Source organism: Streptomyces sp. NPDC002306 (assembly GCF_053593435.1).
This window is the reverse complement of record NZ_JBSFCK010000022.1, coordinates 1-16,847: the sequence shown is the minus strand read 5'-3', so window position 1 is coordinate 16,847 and position 16,847 is coordinate 1. Positions and strand designations below refer to the sequence as shown.

General features: G+C 72.7%; 14 protein-coding genes and 3 pseudogenes. 5 read left to right on the top strand and 12 right to left on the bottom strand.

Annotation, left to right across the window (positions count from 1 at the left end):
• Window positions 1-58: 58 nt before the first annotated feature.
• Complete coding sequence (locus ACWCQK_RS30475) at window positions 59-1,156, top strand: DUF5925 domain-containing protein (protein WP_451160391.1); 1,098 nt, start codon at window positions 59-61, stop codon at window positions 1,154-1,156.
• A gap of 195 nt (window positions 1,157-1,351) precedes the next feature.
• On the opposite strand, the gene ACWCQK_RS30470 is transcribed toward ACWCQK_RS30475, so the two are convergent.
• Window positions 1,352-1,720 (bottom strand): GntR family transcriptional regulator, encoded by a 369-nt coding sequence (locus tag ACWCQK_RS30470; RefSeq protein WP_451160389.1) that lies wholly within the window; start codon window positions 1,718-1,720, stop codon window positions 1,352-1,354.
• A gap of 82 nt (window positions 1,721-1,802) precedes the next feature.
• Here ACWCQK_RS30470 and ACWCQK_RS30465 point away from each other — a divergent pair, with 82 nt between their 5' ends.
• Together ACWCQK_RS30465 and ACWCQK_RS30460 are read left to right on the top strand one after the other, a co-directional pair.
• On the top strand, window positions 1,803-2,732 hold the full coding sequence (locus ACWCQK_RS30465; RefSeq protein ID WP_451160387.1) for a GNAT family N-acetyltransferase: 930 nt from the start codon (window positions 1,803-1,805) through the stop codon (window positions 2,730-2,732).
• Window positions 2,713-3,213: a DUF402 domain-containing protein gene (locus ACWCQK_RS30460; RefSeq protein WP_451160385.1), complete on the top strand. Its 501-nt coding sequence runs from the start codon at window positions 2,713-2,715 to the stop codon at window positions 3,211-3,213. The genes ACWCQK_RS30465 and ACWCQK_RS30460 overlap by 20 nt, the downstream gene beginning before the upstream one ends.
• Before the next feature lie 27 nt (window positions 3,214-3,240).
• Here the strand turns inward: ACWCQK_RS30460 and ACWCQK_RS30455 are convergent, their stop codons facing one another.
• Entirely contained in the window at window positions 3,241-3,900 is a 660-nt protein-coding gene (locus ACWCQK_RS30455) for a class I SAM-dependent methyltransferase (RefSeq protein ID WP_451160383.1), read from the bottom strand.
• 139 nt (window positions 3,901-4,039) lie between these two features.
• Between ACWCQK_RS30455 and ACWCQK_RS30450 the strand changes: the two genes are divergently transcribed.
• Window positions 4,040-4,174, top strand: coding sequence for a hypothetical protein (locus tag ACWCQK_RS30450; RefSeq protein ID WP_451160381.1), 135 nt, complete (start codon window positions 4,040-4,042; stop codon window positions 4,172-4,174).
• Between the two features lie 24 nt (window positions 4,175-4,198).
• On the opposite strand, the pseudogene ACWCQK_RS30445 reads toward ACWCQK_RS30450, so the two are convergent.
• A pseudogene (locus tag ACWCQK_RS30445) lies at window positions 4,199-4,477 on the bottom strand (GNAT family N-acetyltransferase); the annotation flags it as partial.
• Window positions 4,478-4,662: 185 nt separating this feature from the next.
• Here ACWCQK_RS30445 and ACWCQK_RS30440 point away from each other — a divergent pair.
• Window positions 4,663-5,733 (top strand): lytic polysaccharide monooxygenase auxiliary activity family 9 protein, encoded by a 1,071-nt coding sequence (locus ACWCQK_RS30440; RefSeq protein WP_451160379.1) that lies wholly within the window; start codon window positions 4,663-4,665, stop codon window positions 5,731-5,733.
• 62 nt (window positions 5,734-5,795) lie between these two features.
• Here the strand turns inward: ACWCQK_RS30440 and ACWCQK_RS30435 are convergent, their stop codons facing one another.
• From ACWCQK_RS30435 to ACWCQK_RS30395, 9 genes and pseudogenes are all read right to left on the bottom strand, one after another.
• Window positions 5,796-6,656: an esterase/lipase family protein gene (locus ACWCQK_RS30435; protein WP_451160377.1), complete on the bottom strand. Its 861-nt coding sequence runs from the start codon at window positions 6,654-6,656 to the stop codon at window positions 5,796-5,798.
• A 186-nt stretch (window positions 6,657-6,842) separates the two neighbouring features.
• Window positions 6,843-6,974 (bottom strand): annotated as a pseudogene (locus tag ACWCQK_RS30430) (MarR family transcriptional regulator); the annotation flags it as partial.
• A gap of 154 nt (window positions 6,975-7,128) precedes the next feature.
• Window positions 7,129-8,103 (bottom strand): DNA polymerase Y family protein, encoded by a 975-nt coding sequence (locus ACWCQK_RS30425; protein ID WP_451160375.1) that lies wholly within the window; start codon window positions 8,101-8,103, stop codon window positions 7,129-7,131.
• Complete coding sequence (locus ACWCQK_RS30420) at window positions 8,100-11,714, bottom strand: DNA polymerase III subunit alpha (protein ID WP_451160373.1); 3,615 nt, start codon at window positions 11,712-11,714, stop codon at window positions 8,100-8,102. The genes ACWCQK_RS30425 and ACWCQK_RS30420 overlap by 4 nt, the downstream gene beginning before the upstream one ends.
• Before the next feature lie 233 nt (window positions 11,715-11,947).
• Complete coding sequence (locus ACWCQK_RS30415; protein WP_451160371.1) at window positions 11,948-13,030, bottom strand: S1 family peptidase; 1,083 nt, start codon at window positions 13,028-13,030, stop codon at window positions 11,948-11,950.
• A gap of 234 nt (window positions 13,031-13,264) precedes the next feature.
• Entirely contained in the window at window positions 13,265-14,200 is a 936-nt protein-coding gene (locus ACWCQK_RS30410) for an SPFH domain-containing protein (protein ID WP_451160536.1), read from the bottom strand.
• 159 nt (window positions 14,201-14,359) lie between these two features.
• On the bottom strand, window positions 14,360-15,256 hold the full coding sequence (locus ACWCQK_RS30405) for a S1 family peptidase (protein WP_451160369.1): 897 nt from the start codon (window positions 15,254-15,256) through the stop codon (window positions 14,360-14,362).
• A gap of 208 nt (window positions 15,257-15,464) precedes the next feature.
• The gene (locus ACWCQK_RS30400; protein ID WP_451160534.1) at window positions 15,465-16,247 is read right to left on the bottom strand and encodes a DUF1684 domain-containing protein; all 783 of its coding nucleotides are present in this window, start codon (window positions 16,245-16,247) and stop codon (window positions 15,465-15,467) included.
• 72 nt (window positions 16,248-16,319) lie between these two features.
• Window positions 16,320-16,847 (bottom strand): annotated as a pseudogene (locus ACWCQK_RS30395) (LLM class flavin-dependent oxidoreductase); the annotation flags it as partial.

The window sequence follows — 16,847 nt, the reverse complement described above, 5'->3', positions numbered from 1 at the left end:
TTCGCGCGCACCGCGGAAACCGGGTGCACCGGGCGCCCTCGTGACAGATCATGGCGACATGTCCGCGAACCCGCACGACGCGCTGCCGATCCGGCTCAACGTCGACGACTCCGACTCCCCGTCCGATGTCGTCGACGCGCTGTTCCTCGGCCGCTTCGCGACGGGCGAGCAGCCGTTCTCGCACGCGTCGAACATCGACCGCGTACGGTCCGGGGCGTCCCTGCTGCCGCCGGACGCCCGGGTGCTGCGCATCGCCCGCGACGACGACCGCAGCGCGACCCTGGCCGAGGGCGACGGCTGGACGCTCCTCGTCTCCCGCTGGAGCCGGGGCGCCGACGTCACGGTCACGGCGACCAGCGCCGAGCTCGCGGCGAAGGTCCTTGACCAGGCGACGGACGGCGCGACGGACGAGCCGGAACCCCAGCCGGAGAACGTCACGATGGGCTTCTGGTACGTGTCCCCCAGACGCGGACCGCACCGCACCACCCGGCAGATCTCGGCGGGCACGTGGGACGAGGTGCGGACCAACTACACGGCGCCGGTGGCCGACGCGATGGACCGCCTGATGAAGACGACCCCCGAGAACATCGCCGGCCGGCTGCTCCTGCTGCACGGGCCGCCCGGCACCGGCAAGACCTCGGCGCTGCGCACGCTGGCCCGTTCCTGGCGGGACTGGTGTCAGGTGGACTGCGTCCTGGACCCGGAGCGGCTCTTCAGCGACGTCGGCTATCTGATGGACATCGCGATCGGCGAGGAGGACTCGGCGGGCAAGGGCCGCTGGCGGCTGCTGCTCCTGGAGGACTGCGACGAACTGATCCGCGGCGAGGCCAAGCACACGGCCGGTCAGGCCCTGTCCCGGCTGCTGAACCTGACCGACGGCCTGCTCGGCCAGGGCCGCAACGTCCTGGTCGGCGTCACGACCAACGAGGACCTGGAGCGTCTGCACCCGGCCGTCGTCCGTCCCGGCCGCTGCCTGGCCCGCATCGAGGTCGGCAGGCTGACCCGCGCGGAGGCGGTGGACTGGCTGGGCGCGGAGGAAGGGGTCGGCCGGGAGGGGGCGACGCTGGCGGAGCTGTACGCGCTGCGCCGGGGGACGTCACCGGCGTCGGTGCCGGAGCCGCGGGGCGGGGCGGACGAGGGAGGGCTCTACCTCTAGCGGCCGTCGCGGACGCGGGGGTGTTCGCCCGGGCAGCGCGCGCGGCGGGGCTCACCCCGACGCGCACCCCACGGGACTCGCGGCAGAGCACCCACGGCTCAGCGAACCGCCGAGCCGTGACCCACGGATCCGGCGCCCCGCCGTGCCACCGCGCGGCTGTGCCGGCGAGCCACTGACCCGCCGAGCCGCTGGTCGTCATGCGTCGTAGGCCGCCCGCAGGGCGTCCCGGACCGCCGCCAGCGCGTCCGCCTCCGTGAGCCCGAGGCGCCGGGCCCGCTCCACGTACGTCTGCGCGGCAGCCGCCAGCTCCCGTTCCGCGGCCGCCCCGGCGGCCGCGACATACGTGCCGTTGCGCCCCCGCGTCTCGATCACGCCGTCCGCCTCCAGCGCCCGGTACGCCTTGGCCACCGTGTTCACCGCGAGGCCCAGCGACTCGGCCAGCCCGCGCACGGTCGGCAGCCGGTAGCCCACCGGCAGCACCCCCGACCGCGCCTGCGTGGAGATCTGCGTCCGTACCTGCTCGTACGGCGGAGCGCCGTCATCGATGTCGATCTTCAAGGTCACGGGACGATTGTCCCGCACCCGCCGCCGCCGCGCCCGAAAATGAGAGGCGTCCCGGCGGCGGCCCCCCGTAGCGTGCGGCGGCATGACTGTGATCGTGCGCGAGCTGCGTCCCGATGTCCGCCCGGATCTCGAGGCCTTCGCCCATGTCCGCCACCTGGCCCTTCCGTTCGTGCTGTGGACCCCGGACGCCGTCCGCCACCGACTCCTGCACACCCACCCGGACGCCCACTACCGCTGTCTCGTCGCCGAGCAGGACGGCGAGGTGATCGGCACGGCCCAGCTCGGCCTGGCGCAGGAGAGCCCGGAGCCGGGCCAGGGCTACCTCAACGTCTATGTACGCCCGGGCCGGATGCGCCGCGGCGCGGGCGGGCTCCTCGTCCGCACCGCCGAGGAGTACCTGGCGGGCCGGGGAGCGACCCGGCTGTTCGCCTGGGTCCTCGACGAACCGGCCCACCGCGCCTTCGCCGAGCGGCACGGCTACCGCCCCGGCCGCGGCGCGCACTTCCTCCGCCTGGATCTGGCGAACGGCGTGCTGCCGCCGCTCCAGGACCCGCCGCCCGGCGTCGAACTGCGCACGGCCGCCGACTTCGCGGACGACCCGCGTCCCCTGTTCGACCTGGACGCGGAGACGGCCTCGGACGAACCGAGCGACATCGGCACCGAGTTCACGGACTACGCGGCCTGGGTCGAGGAGAACTGGGAACACCCGCTCCTCGACCGCGACCTGACCAGCGTCGTGGTCGTCGACGGCCGCCCCGCCGCGTTCAGCGTGGCCCACACCGACGGAGCCGGCCGCTATTCCACCGCCATGACCGGCACCGCCCGCGCGTTCCGTGGCCGGGGCCTCGCCAAGCTCGCCAAGAACGCCTCCCTGCACCGCGCCCGCGCGGCCGGCTGCACCGAGGCGTTCACCGGCAACGACGACGCGAACGGCCCGATGCTCGCCGTCAACAAGTGGTTCGGTTACGAGATCTGCGCGTCGGAGGTGCGGTATGTCCGCGAACTCGGCTGACCCGGGCCGCCCGGTCGACGTCGTCCTGGTCAAGGCGGGCCGGACGAAGATCCGTTACCCCGCGGAGCTGCTCCGGGACGACGGCACCCGGATCGTCGTGCGCGCGCCCTTCGCGGGCGGGACCGTCCGCGACTTCGGCTTCGTGCGCTTCGAGCCGGGCGACGTCTTCACGGAGTACTACTGGCGGGACCGGTGGTACGCGGTGATGGAGGTGCGTGACTCCTCGGGCACGCTCAAGGGCTGGTACTGCGACATCGCCCGCCCCGCGGTGTTCTCCGGCACCGAACTCGTCGTGGAGGACCTCGACCTGGACCTGTGGCGCTCCGCCGACGGCGGTGACGTACGACGGCTGGACGAGGACGAGTTCGAGGAGAGCGGCCTCGCCCGGCGGGACCCGGAGGCCGCGTCCGCCGCCGTGGCCGCCCTCGACCACCTGGAGCGGCTGGCCCGCGAGGGCGGCTTCGACGAACTGCTCGGCTAGGGCGAGACACGCCCTGGGGTGATCGGCTCAGGTCGTCGCCACCAGCGCGTACCGCTCGTCCGTCACGTCCTTTCCCCAGAGTGGCGCGTCGTCCGACAGGCGCTCCAGGCGCACCTCGCCGGCCAGCGGGGTCACGAGGGCCATGAGCCGGGAGGCGGGCACACCGACCGGTGTGAGCGTGCCCCAGACGCCCTCGACCAGCACGAGCCGGCCTCCGGGGCGCAGCAGGTCCCGCCAGTGACGCAGGGCCCGGCCGGGGTCGGGCAGCGTCCACAGCAGGTGCCGGACGAGCACGGCGTCGAAGCGCTGCTCGCCGACCGGTGGTGCCACCGCGTCACCGACGAGGAACACGGCGTCCCGCCCGGCGAGCTTCTCGCGGGCGTGAGCGACCATGGCCGCGGACCGGTCGACTCCGGTCACGCGGTGTCCCTGTTCGGCCGCGAGGAGCGACAGGCTGCCGGTGCCGCAGCCGAGGTCGAGCACGTCCTGCGCCCGGCCGGGCAGCCAGGCGCTCAGCCGCCGGGCCCAGGCGTCCCGCACCCGGGGGTCGCGCAGGCCGTGGTCCGGCTCGTCGTCGAAGGTGGCCGCCTCCGCGTCCCAGTCCACGTCCGCCGAGGTCGGAGCGGTGTCGTGGGTGGTGTCGTCGGCGGTCTCGCCGGCCGCCCTGTCATCTGTTCCGTCCGTCATGCCCCGATCGTGACACCTGCCACTGACAATCGATTCGTGACTCCGGCCACTGACAGACGGCCGCCGATGAGGAACTCTCCCCGAAAGGGTCCACCTCCGTGACAACACGGATCCCGGTGGACACTCGAAGGAGGCAGCCATGCGCCGTTTGACAGTGCAGAAGCCCCTGAGGAAGTCGGACAGCCGCCGGCTCCGCGAGGACGCGGAGCAGCGCCCCGCCGGACGGCCGGAGGTCCGCAAGGACATCGCACGGACCTGGTGGCCGGACGGCTGACCGGACCGGCCCCCGCGCCGGTCGGACCAGTCGTCCGCGGTGGTGGACGCGGTCGTAGGGCCCGTCGACACGGTGTTCCACGACCTCGTCGCCGCACTGCGGGTAGATCATGCGGTGCTCCCGCATCATCGCGTGCGCGCAGAGCCTGATCTCGGGCAGGGCGAGCGCACGCGCGCGTGCGTCCACGCACTCCAGCGACCGCCGTCCCACCCCCGTGCCGTGCGCGTCGGGGTGGACGGCGACGCCGTCGAGGAAGAGACGGTCCCCGTACGCCTCCACTGCGACGAGACGGCGGGTCGGATCCGGTCGTGCGCCATGCCGTGCACGCCACCTACCTGATCCCAGCCTGAGCACTCCCTTAAGACGGTCCTAAGGATCTCCCCCGAACGCCTCCGACAGGCGATTTCACGGTTTCTCGGGGCTAGTTTGCTGAGCATCCCCCCACGGGATCCAGCCCGCCCGAAGGACCGTTGTCGAGGAGTTCCCGCATGCCCGCACGCCGCAAGCTCGCCGTCGCCGCCGCGCTGGGCACGGTCCCGCTCGCCCTGACCGCCCTCGCCGCCGCGCCCGCGTCGGCGCACGGCTCGATGGGCGACCCCGTCAGCCGGGTCGCGCAGTGCTACGCGGAGGGCCCCGAGAGCCCGAAGTCCGCCGCCTGCGAGGCGGCGGTCGCGGCCGGCGGCACCCAGGCGCTCTACGACTGGAACGGCATCCGGATCGGCGACGCGAACGGGCGGCACCAGACGCTCATCCCGGACGGCAAGCTGTGCAGCGCGAACAACGAGGAGTTCAAGGGGCTCGACCTGGCCCGCGCCGACTGGCCGGCGACCGGCGTGCGCAGTGGCGCGTACACCTTCAAGTACCGCGTGACCGCCCCGCACAAGGGCACGTTCAAGGTCTACCTCACCCAGGCCGGCTACGACCCCACGAAGCCACTGGCCTGGTCGGACCTGGATCTGCGGCACCCGGTGGCGACGGCCACGGACCCGGTCGCGGCGAACGGCTTCTACACGTTCTCCGGCACGCTCCCCGAGCGCTCGGGCAGGCACCTGTTGTATGCGGTCTGGCAGCGCTCGGACAGCCCGGAGGCGTTCTACTCCTGCTCGGACGTCACCTTCGGCGGCGGCTCCGGCGGCAACGGCGGCGGCGGCAGCGGCTCCTCGGCGGCCCCGGCTGCCTCCGCGCCCTCCGACGAGCAGATCGAGGACGGTAGCGACAAGTCGACGATCGAGCACCACGGTCACGGCGACGACGACGCCGGCACCTCGGCGGAGCCGACCTCGACGGCGACCACCGGCACGCACACCGGCACACACACGGGAACGCACACGGGGGCGAGCGCGACGCCGGCCGCCGAGGCGGAGGCGGCGGACGCCGAGGTCGCGAGCGCCGACGCGCCGAAGGCCGCCGGCGCCGCCGAGGACCTCGCCGAGACCGGCGCCGACTCCGGCACCCGGTATCTCGCCGTCGGCGGCGCGGCCGTGCTGGCGCTCGGGGCGGCGACCTTGTTCGCCTCGGTGCGGCGGCGTGCCGTGAGCGGTGGCCGGCACGGCCGCTGAACAGAACTCCGGGGCCTGACCGGCGGCTCAGGCCGGACAGGCCCCGGCGGGGCGATCGGGCGTCAGCTGAAGATGGACGCGCAGGTGGTCTGGGTGGCGCGGGCCGGGTCCAGGGCGTTCGCCACCTCGTGGAAGGCGATCCGGTCGGTCAGTCCGATGAGCGCGTGCTCGGACAGGTCGAGCGAACACAGGTCCTGGATCAGGACGTTCTTGACGTCCGGCCCGGTCAGGAACTGGGTGCGCCACGGCGTGACGACCTCGTCGTACCGGGTGGCGATGACCGTGTAGCGGACGCCGGGCACGGTGTCGCCGCCCTGGTTGAGCTTGGTCATGAAGTCGGACCCGGCGACCTGCTGGGCGAGTGCGGGGGTGGCCAGGTTGAGCAGGTCCTCGGCACCGGGGAAGTACGGCAGCAGGTTGGCGAACCCGCTGAGCGTGGTGCCGTGGTTGTTGGGCGCGATGCCGACCAGGGCGTTCACCTTGGCGGCTCCGCCGAGGAACTTCAGGTAGTAGCGGGGCATCATCCCGCCCTGCGAGTGGCCGACGAGGTCGGCCTTGGCGGCGCCGGTCGCGGTGAGCACCTTGTCGACGAAGGCGGACAGCTGCTCGGCCGACTTGTCGATGGGCCCGAGGGCGTGGAAGAAGGGGACGCCCGGCAACTGGCCGTAGTCGAGGGAGAAGACGCAGTAGTTGCGGTCCTCCAGGTACGGGGCGAGGGACAGCCAGTTGTCGACCGAGTTGGCGAGGGTGCCGTGGACGAGGACGACGGGGCGGGGATGGGCGGCTGACGGCTTGCAGGAGTAGTCGTTCCAGCCGCTGGTGGGCGCGGTGGACGCCTGTGCGGTGGCGGCGGGGATGGCGGCGACCACAGCGGTCAGCAGGAGCGCGACCAGCGGTCTGAGCGCTCGTTTCCAGGGCAGCATCGGGTGATCTCCTTGCGGCTCAAGGGAGGTGCGACGGCCTTACGCCCTGTGATCCGGATCACGAGGATGCTGTTCATTCGTCAAGTTACGGGCGAGTAGCTGACGTGTGAAGTTACGCGTCAGTAAAAACTTCCAGTGGTAGTCGGCCGGGGCGGGCGGGGCGGTACGGGCGACACGGACAAAGCATCACCAGGCGGGCCTGATGGGACCGTAGGGCGCGACACGCGCCAAGTGATCGCGCAACACGCCCACTTCACCCTCACCGAGCAACTCGACCCATCCCGCCACAGCCTCGGCCGCCGCCTCCTCCGCCGCCCGGCCGCCGCCTCCTCCGCCGCCCGGCCGCCGCCTCCTCCGCCGCCCGGACGCAGGCCCGCCCCCGCCCGGTCGACACCACGAGCCGAACCCGCGCGGTCTGGAGGCACGACTCGCCGACGGTACGCGGATCACTACCCCGTGGGCGCGCTGAACCCTACGCGGCCAGCGTCCCCGGCATCACCGCCCGCGGCCCGAACTTCGCCCGCGCGCGGTCCGCGACCTCCTCGATACGGCGCACCTTCTCGTCGACGGGGTCGAAGGTGAGCTGGTGGGAGGCCTGTTCGGCGGGGCCGAGCCCCTCCGCGCGCAGGCTGACCGCGCGGACCCGGGCCCGCTGGAGACCGAGTGCCTCGTACATGTCGTACGCCGCCCTCGTCAGCGCGACGGAGTGCGCGGTCGACTCCTTCAGGGTGCGGCTACGGGTCGTCGAGGAGCGGTCGGCGTAGCGCACGGTGAGGGCGAGGGCGCGGCAGACCTCACCCTGGACGCGCAGCCGGGCGCCCAGTTCCCCGGCGGCCGAGAGCAGGGCGCGGCGGTGCCGGTCCGGGTCGAGTTCGTCGCGCGTGAAGGGACGTTCGGCGGCGAGGGAGCGCGCGACGGCGTTCGGCACGACCCGGCCGCGGTCGACACCGCTCGCCTTCTCGCGCAGCGCGCGGCCGGCCTTGGCGCCCACCAGGCGCTGGAGCGTGGACAGGGGCGCGGCGGCGACCCGGCCCAGGGTGTCGAGACCGTACTCGCACAGGGTCCGGGCGGTCGCGGCACCCACGCCGGGCAGCGCGGCGACGGGCCGCCCGGCGAGGAACTCCGCGACGGCCGCCGGATCGCCGGGGACCACGCGCGTCACCCCGGCGGCGGCCTCGGCCAGCGCCATCCGGGCCAGCATGGGTCCGGGCCCGGCGCCGATCACACAGTCGACGCCGTAGTGGGCGAGGGCACGGACCCGGATCACCGACGCCAGCTCGACGGCATCGCGCCCGAAGTACCGTTCGGCGCCCCGCAGATCGACGAGCGCCCCGTCCGGGGGCAGCGCCTCGACGACGGGCGTGAACTCCTCCAGCAGCCCGAGCAGCCCCGGCAGGGCGGCCTCGTACATCGGCGGCAGCTGGAAACGTACGCAGAGGATGGTCATCCCGCACTCCCCGGACTCTGGTGCCACAACTTCCTTCCACCCGCCGGGCCTTCGCCCGCGGGACGCAGATCGGCCCAGGGGTGCATCTCGTACCCCGTGGACATACGGATCGTCCGGCCGGGCGCCGGACCGGCCCCCGCCTCCGGCCCTGTCCCCGCCTCAGCCTCAGCCCCAGCCTCCGCCCCCGCGTCAGCCTCCGTCTCCGTCTCCGTCTCCAGAAGCACGGGGGCGGCCAGCCGCGCCGCCACCACGTCGAGGCCGCCCTCGGCGCGCAGTTCGACCAGTTCGGCGAGGTTCCAGGCGGCGGCGCCCACCACACTGAGGCTGCGCGGGCCGCGCCGCTGCACCACCCCGCGCACCAGCAGCAGCCAGGAGTGGAAGACGGTGTGGGCGCAGGCCTCGTGGGAGTCGTCGAAGAAGGCGAGGTCGACCAGGCCCGTGCCGTCGTCCAGGGTGGTGAAGATGACCCGCTTGCCGGACCGGATCGGCGGGGTCTGGGTCGCCACCTTGGCGCCCGCGACCAGGACCGTCTCACCGTGCCGCGCCGCACGCAGCCGTCGCGCCGACACCACGCCCAGCTCGGCGAGGAACGCGCGGTGGTCGTCCATCAGGTTGCGCGAGGCGTCCATGGACAGCACGCCCAGCTCGGCACTGAGCCGCTCCGCGGCGGACAGGTCGGGCAGCCCGGCCGGAGCCGTCCTCCGCCCTCCCGCCAACGGGAGCTGACCGCCCCCCGCGCCCCGTCCGCCGCCCGCGCCCCGTCCGCCCCGGTGCAGCTCGGTCAGGTGCAGTTGCAGGTCACGGCGGTTGGCGCCGAACGCGTCCAGCGCGCCGACCTGGGCGAGCCGCCCGGCCAGCGGCCGGCTCGGCCGGCCCCGCTCCCAGAAGTCGAGCAGCGAGGCGTAGGGCTGTCCGGCCGCGATCCGGGCCGCCTCGGCCTCGCTGATGCCGTGCACGTCGGAGAGGGCCAGCCGGAGCCCCCACTTCGGCGATCCCACCGATCCAGGCACCGATCCAGGCATCGGTCCAGGCATCGGTCCAGACATCGGTCCCGACATTGATTCAAGCATCGGCCCCGACATTGATTCAGACACCAGTTCGATACGGTGAGCGACCGCCGACCGGTTCACGTCCAGCGGCAGGATCGGCACCCCGCGCCGCCGCGCGTCCGCCAGCAGCAGCCGCTTCGGGTACATCCCGGGGTCGTGCGTGAGCAGCCCGGCGTAGAAGGCGGCCGGGTGGTGCGCCTTCAGCCACGCCGACTGGTACGTCGGCACGGCGAAGGCGACGGCGTGCGCCTTGCAGAAGCCGTAGCTGCCGAAGGCCTCGACGATCCCCCAGGTCCGCTGAATCGTTTCTGCGTCGTATCCGTTCGCCGCCGCGTGCTGCGCGAACCAGAACCGGATCCGCCCCTGCGACTCCGGATCGGACAGCCCCCGCCGCACCCGGTCCGCCTCGCCGCGTCCGCACCCGGTCATGATGTCGACGATGTCGATGATCTGCTCGTGGAAGACGACGACCCCGTACGTGTCCTTCAGCGGCCGCTCCAGGTCCGGGTGCGGATACCGGATCGGCGCCCGCCCGTGCCGCGCCTCGATGAACGGCCGCACCATGTCGGCGGCGACCGGACCGGGGCGGAAGAGCGAGATGTCGACGACCAGGTCGTGGAAGGTGGCCGGCTGGAGCCGTCCGACCAGGTCCCGCTGTCCCGGTGACTCGATCTGGAAACAGCCCAGCGTCTCGGTGGAGCGGATGAGCCGATAGGTCGCCGGGTCGCCCGGCGGCACGGAGTCCAGGTCGACCCGCTCCCCCGTCGCCCGTTCCACCTCCGCCACCGCGTGCGCCATCGCCGACTGCATCCGCACCCCGAGCACGTCGAGCTTGAGCAGCCCGAGATCCTCGACGTCGTCCTTGTCGAACTGGGACATGGGCAGCCCCTCGCCGCTGGTCGGCATGACCGGCGTACGAGCGAGGAGGGAGGCGTCGGACAGGAGCACTCCGCAGGGGTGCATGGCGACTCCGCGCGGGAGGGCGTCGAGGGCCTCCACCAGCTCCCACAGCTTTCCGTACTTCCGCTCCTCCCCCGCCAGTTGTCTGAGCTCCGGCAGTTCCGCCAGTGCCGCGCGGGCGTCGCGGGCGCGGATGTGCGGGAAGGACTTGGCGATGCGGTCGATCTCGGCGGGGTCCATGGACAGGGCCGCCCCGACGTCCCGGACGGCGTGCCGCACCCGGTACGTCTCCGGCATGGCGACCGTCGCGACCCGCTCGGCGCCGAAGCGGCCGATGATCGCGCGGTAGACCTCCAGGCGGCGCGCGGACTCCACGTCGATGTCGATGTCGGGCAGGACCGGCCGCCGCTTGGACAGGAAGCGCTCCATCAGCAGCCCGTGCTCGAGGGGGTCGGCGTGCCCGATGCCGAGGAGGTGGTTGACGAGCGAGCCCGCCCCGGAGCCGCGCGCGGCCACCCGGATCCCCATGTCCCGTACGTCGTCGACGACTTGGGCGACCGTCAGAAAGTAGGAGGCGAAACCGTGGTGGGCGATGATGTCCAGCTCCTGGTGCATCCGCTCCCAGTAGGCGTGCCGGGTGTCGTAGCCGCGCAGCACCATCCCGGCCGCCGCCCGGGAGGCGAGCGCCCGCTGGGCGGTGCGGCGGCCGGCGCCGACGAGGTGCGGCTCGGGGAAGTGGACGGTGCCGATGCCGAGGTCGTCCTCGGGGTCCACCAGGCACTCGGCGGCGGTGGCCCGGGTCTGCTCCAGCAGTCGGTGGGCGGTGTCGCGCCGGTAGCCCGCGGCCTCCACGATCCGTTCCGCCGCGCCCAGCATGGCGTCGGCGTCCTTGAGCCAGGCCTCGCCGGAGTCCAGCTCCTTGGCGGGGTCGATCGGGACCAGCCGGCGGGCGGCGTCCAGGACGTCGGCGACCGGGCCCTGGCCGGGGTCGGCGTACCGGACGGCGTTGCTGAGCACGGGGCGTACGTGCTGCTCGGCGGCGAAGCCGACGGTACGGGCGGCCAGCCGCAGGGAGCCGGGACCGGTGCCCTGACGGCCGTGCCAGACGGCCTCCAGACGCAGGGCGTCACCGTAGGTCTCGCGCCAGGGGACGAGCAGCCGGGCCGCGCGGTCCGGGCGGCCCGCGGCGAGCGCGCGGCCGACGTCGGAGGCGGGGCCGAGCAGCACGGTCAGGCCGTCGCCGTGGTTGTCGGGCCGAGGCAGCAGCGGTGTCCCCTCGCCGGCCTGCGCCGCCGTGACCAGCCGGCAGAGATCGGCCCAGCCGGCCGCGCCGTTCCGGGCCAGGAAGGTGACCCTGGGTGTCGACTCGTCGATGAAGGCACCGCCGCGCACCGGGGCGCGGCGCCTCTCCGGCCGTCCGGACCCGCCCTCCCGTACCGGCCCGGACTCCTCGACCGCCAGATCCACGCCGAACAGCGGACGGACGCCCGCCTTCGCGCAGGCCTTGGCGAAGCGGACCGCGCCGGCGAGGGTGTCACGGTCGGTGAGGGCGAGGGCGTCCATGCCCCGCTCGGAGGCACGCCCGGCCAGCCGCTCCGGGTGCGAGGCGCCGTAGCGCAGGGAGAACCCGGAGACGGTGCGCAGATGCGTGAATCCCGGCACGCGCACCTCCCGCACTCGTGAGCCCGGCCAGCTCTCGAACATTAGTTCCCAACTGCCTCACCCCCACCATACCCTCATTCTCGAACATGTGTACGACGTCGATCAGATCCCCTCTCACCTGCGCAAACGCCGGACGGCCCGGCCCACCGGCCGCGCCGCCCTGACATCCGGACATACGGACGTCCCGCCCCTCGCGCGCGAGGCGGGACGTCCGTGGGGAGTGTTCGGTACCGTCAGCCGATCTGCGCGCCGAAGGCCGACAGCGCCTCGGTGACCGGCTGGAAGAAGGTCTCGCCGCCCGCGGTGCAGTCGCCGCTGCCGCCGGAGGTGAGGCCGATCGCCGCGTCGCCGTCGAAGAGCGCGCCGCCGCTGTCGCCGGGCTCGGCGCAGACGTCGGTCTGGATCAAGCCGTTGACGATGTCGCCGTTGCCGTAGTTCACGGTGGCGTCCAGGCCGGTGACCGTGCCGGAGTGCACCTGGGTCGTCGAGCCGCTGCGGGTCACCTTCTCGCCGACCGTGGCGTCGGCCGCCTTGGTGATGGCCTGCGCGGAGCCGTTGTACAGGTCGACCTCGCTCGGGTGGTCCACCTCCGCGGTGTACTTGACCAGGCCGAAGTCGTTGTCCGGGAAGCTGGACTGCTCGTTCTGGCCGATGGTGGTGCCGCTGGAGTCCGCCCAGCTGGAGATGGCCTGCGTGCAGTGGCCCGCGGTGATGAAGTACGGCTGGCCGCCCTTGACCACGTTGAAGCCGAGCGAGCAGCGGCCGCCGGCCCCGGTGATCGCGTCACCACCGGCGATGAAGGGCTTGAACTCCCCCTTGCTGCGCTTGAGTTCGGCCACCGATCCGAGCTTGTCGACGACCTTGCCGAGCTTGGTCCACTCGGCGTCGGAGACGGTGCGGTCGGCGGTGACGACGACCTGGTTGGTGCGCGGGTCGGTCACCCAGGAGGTGCCGGGGATGGTCGCGTCGTCCTTGAGGGCCGTACGGGCGCTCTTGAGCTCGGCGAGGGAGTTCTCGACGATTCTGGCCTTGGCGCCGGCCGCCTCGACCGTCTCGGCCGCGGCCTTGTCGAGCACGTTCACCACGAGAGCGCGGGTGTTCGCGTCGTAGTACGTTCCCGCCGCGTCGGCGCCGAGATCCTTGCCGAGCGTCGAGGCGAGGTTTCCGGCCGCCACGGCCGACAGGAGCCGAGGCGCGGAGGCCTTGGCGGGCTCACTGGCGTTCGCACTCTGGAAGGTGACTCCCGCGACGACCAGCGCGGCGATGCCCGCGCCCGCCACGGCCACCCTGCGCCTGGGTATGCGTCGGTGCTTCAACTCACGTCCTCCTGTGGGGGGATCGGTCCGAGGGGTGATGGGGACCCGACAGACCGGAAGGCTGGTTGACGGGCGCTAACTCTTCCGAACCTCACAGGGGGCACACAAGGTCGACTTCAGGACGCGCGTACGGCAAACTCCGCGCGCCCCCCTCACCCTGACCGCCTTCGTCCCCCCAGGCCGATTCGCACTGCAAACACTACGTGCGAGTAACTCATCAGCAGCCAGTGAGGTCTAGTCCTGTCTTGAATTCGACCCTTCGGTGGCCTCATTCAAGCGGGGCTCGGCTGAGGGAAGTTGCTCCTGCACCGATTGCTCGACGGATTGCCCGACCGGCTGCGGCACCGGTTGCGGCGCCACGGACTGCTGCTGCGGCACGGGTTGTGGCGTCACGGACTGCTGCTGCACCGGTTGCTGGGCCCTCTCCAAGAAGCGCAGGAGTTCCACCGGGAAGGGCAGGACGAGCGTGGAGTTCTTCTCGGCGGCGACCGCCACCACCGTCTCCAGCAGGCGCAGTTGCAGGGCGGCGGGGGTGTCCGCCATCTGCTGCGCGGCCTCGGCGAGCTTCTTCGACGCCTGGAGCTCGGCGTCGGCGTTGATGACCCGGGCCCGCCGCTCCCGGTCGGCCTCGGCCTGCCGGGCCATGGACCGCTTCATGGTCTCGGGCAGGGACACGTCCTTGATCTCGACCCGGTCGATCGAGACACCCCACTCCACGGCCGGGCTGTCGATCATCAGCTCCAGCCCCTGGTTGAGCTTCTCCCGGTTCGACAGCAGATCGTCCAGCTCGCTCTTGCCGATGATGGATCGCAGCGAGGTCTGCGCCATCTGCGCGACCGCGAACCGGTAGTCCTCGACCCGGACGACCGCCTCGGCCGGCCCGATCACCTTGAAGTAGACGACGGCGTCCACGCGCACGCTCACGTTGTCCCGGGTGATGCCCTCCTGGCCCGGCACCGGCATCGTGACGATCTGCATGTTGACCTTGCGGAGCTTGTCCACGAACGGCACGATCATCGTGAACCCGGGTTCGCGGACCTCCGGCCGGAGTCTGCCGAGCCGGAACACGACGCCCCGCTCGTACTGCTTGACGACCCGCGCGGCCGCCGTCACGTACACCACTCCGGCGGACGCGAGCGTCACTCCCGCCGCCACCAGCACCTCGACCATCACGGCCCCCAGGGTCCGACGTGGGCGTCTCGCACAGGGGATCACCGCCTGCCGTGCGCCACTTCGACGGTAACTCCGGCACCCGGACAAGGGCGAGCCCCCGCACGACAGTTGCGTGCGGGGGCCCACCGGATGCCGAGCCGAGGATCGGACGGAGTGTCAGCCGACCCTGACGCCGTAGTAGTTCAGTGCCTCGACGACCGGCTGGAAGAACGTCGTACCGCCGGAGCTGCAGTTGCCGCTGCCACCGGAGGTCAGACCGTAGGCCACGGAACCCGCGTAGAGCGCACCGCCGCTGTCGCCGCCCTCGGCGCAGACCGTCGTCTGGATCATCTGGTAGACGACGTCGCCGCCGCCGTAGTTGACCGTCGCGTTCAGTGCGGTGACCCGGCCGCTGTGCGTACCGGTGGTGGAGCCACGACGGTAGACGGTCGTGCCCACGCTCGGCGTGGCCGCGCTGCTGATGGTCTGGCTGCCGACCGTGCTCGGGTGCGAGGCCGAGCCGGTGTAGCGCACCAGCGCGAAGTCGTTGGTCGGGAAGCTGTAGCTGACGTTCGTGCCCAGCACCGTGCTCTGACCGGAGTTGGAGTACCAGGTGGAGGCGACCTCGCCGCAGTGGCCCGCGGTCAGGAAGTAGTAGGTGCTCCCACTGCGCACGTTGAAGCCGAGCGAACAGCGGTAGCCGCCGCCGTAGATGGCGTCGCCACCGCTGATCAGCCGCTTGAACTGGCCGGGGGTGTGCTTGATGGTGAGCGCGGAGGCGTTGGCGCCCGCGTCCTTCTTGATCTGCGCGATCTCGGTGTCGGAGACCGTGCTGTCGACGGTGACGACCACACGGTTCGTCTTGGCGTCGACGGCCCAGGCGGTGCCCGCAATGTCCGACTTGAGCACGGACTGGCTGACACTGCCGAGCTGGTTCGCGCTGAACGTCTGTACGTCGCTCGCGTTCGCGGTGGGGACGGCGAACGCGGCCGCGGCCACGAAACCGGTCGCCACGGCGATCAGCCGGGTCCGTCTCGCGAGTCCGCTTCGGGGGGTGGTGCGCTTGATCCTCACTTTTCGTTCCCTCCCAGGGGAATCCGGGGGCCCGCGTGGGGTCGAGGCCCGTGAGGCGCAGCCAGAGGGGCCGCCCGGGTTTCGGACGTACCGTGTCCCTGACAAGCGCTGTGGGGGAGTATTCGGCCGCGCGGCCAAGAGGCGCAAGGGCACCTTTCGGCCGTGCAGCCTTCAACTTACCGACCACTCCCGGGGGTTGCGCGGACCGTCACGCGAGGTGGCGCTCCCCCGCGGCGACGGCGACGTCCAGCCTGTTCCCGGGCGGCGGGAAGGGGCAGACGAAGTGGTCGGCGAAGGCGCACGGGGGCAGCAGCGCGCGGTTCAGGTCGACCGTCGTACGGCCCTCGGCGTCCGGTGCGGCCGGGCGCAGGAACCGGAAGCGGTAACTGCTCTCCCCGCTGGTGGCGTCGGCGAAGACCGCCCACAGCGAACCGTCGTCCTCGACCGAGACCTGGAGGGTGTGGTCCCGCCCGTCGAGGGTGAAGGCCAGTTCGCCGCCGAGGCCGAGTCCGCGCTCGCGCCCGTCCGCGTTCTCGACGCGCACGACGCGGTGCTCGCCGTACGGCGTGAAGCGTCCCGGCACCGACCAGCGCGGGTCGTACGGGGTGGCCTCGATGCCCCGGAACCGGCGGCGGGTCCCGGTGTCGGGGTCGAAGTCGCGTACCCCCCAGGCATCCTCGCGGACCAGGACGACCAGCCTGCGTCCGCCCAGCGCGACCCTGGCCGCGGCCGCCGGGCCGAGGTCGGCGGCCAGTCGTACCTCGCCGTCGAGCGGCTTGCCGTCCACGGTCAGCCCGTCCGTCTCGGCCGCGGTGAGCACCACCACGTCCCCGTCGGCCACCCAGCTCCCCGGGATGTCCGGAAGTCGACCCGCCGGATAGTCGTCCAGCCAGTGGCTGCCGGCCAGCGCGAGCGGCCCGTAGGGCGCCGAGACCGCCGTGGTGCGCTGCTCGTGCCACCGCTTCCAGTCGTCGGATGCGTCCGTCGTCATGTGTGTCAGCCCTTTCCTGCCGGGTCGGGAGACCCGAGGGGTGAGCGCGGGGCGCGGCCCCGGTATTCCGGGCGCCGGGCGCGGGGTCAGTCCCAGGTGCTCCCGGAGGGTGCTGCCCGGGTAGAAGGTGCGGAACAGGCCGCGGTGCTGGAGCAGCGCCACCGTGCCGTTGACCAGCCGCTCCAGGTCGCGGCGCGGTGCGACGGGGACGAGGTGGAAGCCGTCGACCGTGCCGTCGCGGTGCCAGGCGGCGATCAGTTCGGCGAGGTCCACGGGGCCGCCGCGGTAGAGCGGGCCGTGCGCGGTCTGCCGGGGACCGCCTCCGCCGTGACCGGGCCGGGCCGCGTGTTCACCGTCGCCGAGGTCGACGAGCAGGCTCGCCAGAACCCGCAGACCGTCGGGATCGCGGCCCGACTCGGCCGCCCTGCGGCGCAGTTCGTCCCGTAAGGCCGCCGCCTGGGCCGGGGTCGCGGCCCGTACCAGGGCGACATCGGCGTACCGGGCCGCGGTGTTCAGGGTGGAGTCGTCGAGGGCGTCGGCCACGCGCACCGGGTGGCCCTGCGGGGCCCGCGGCGCGGCCGGGGGACGGTGGGAGCCCCC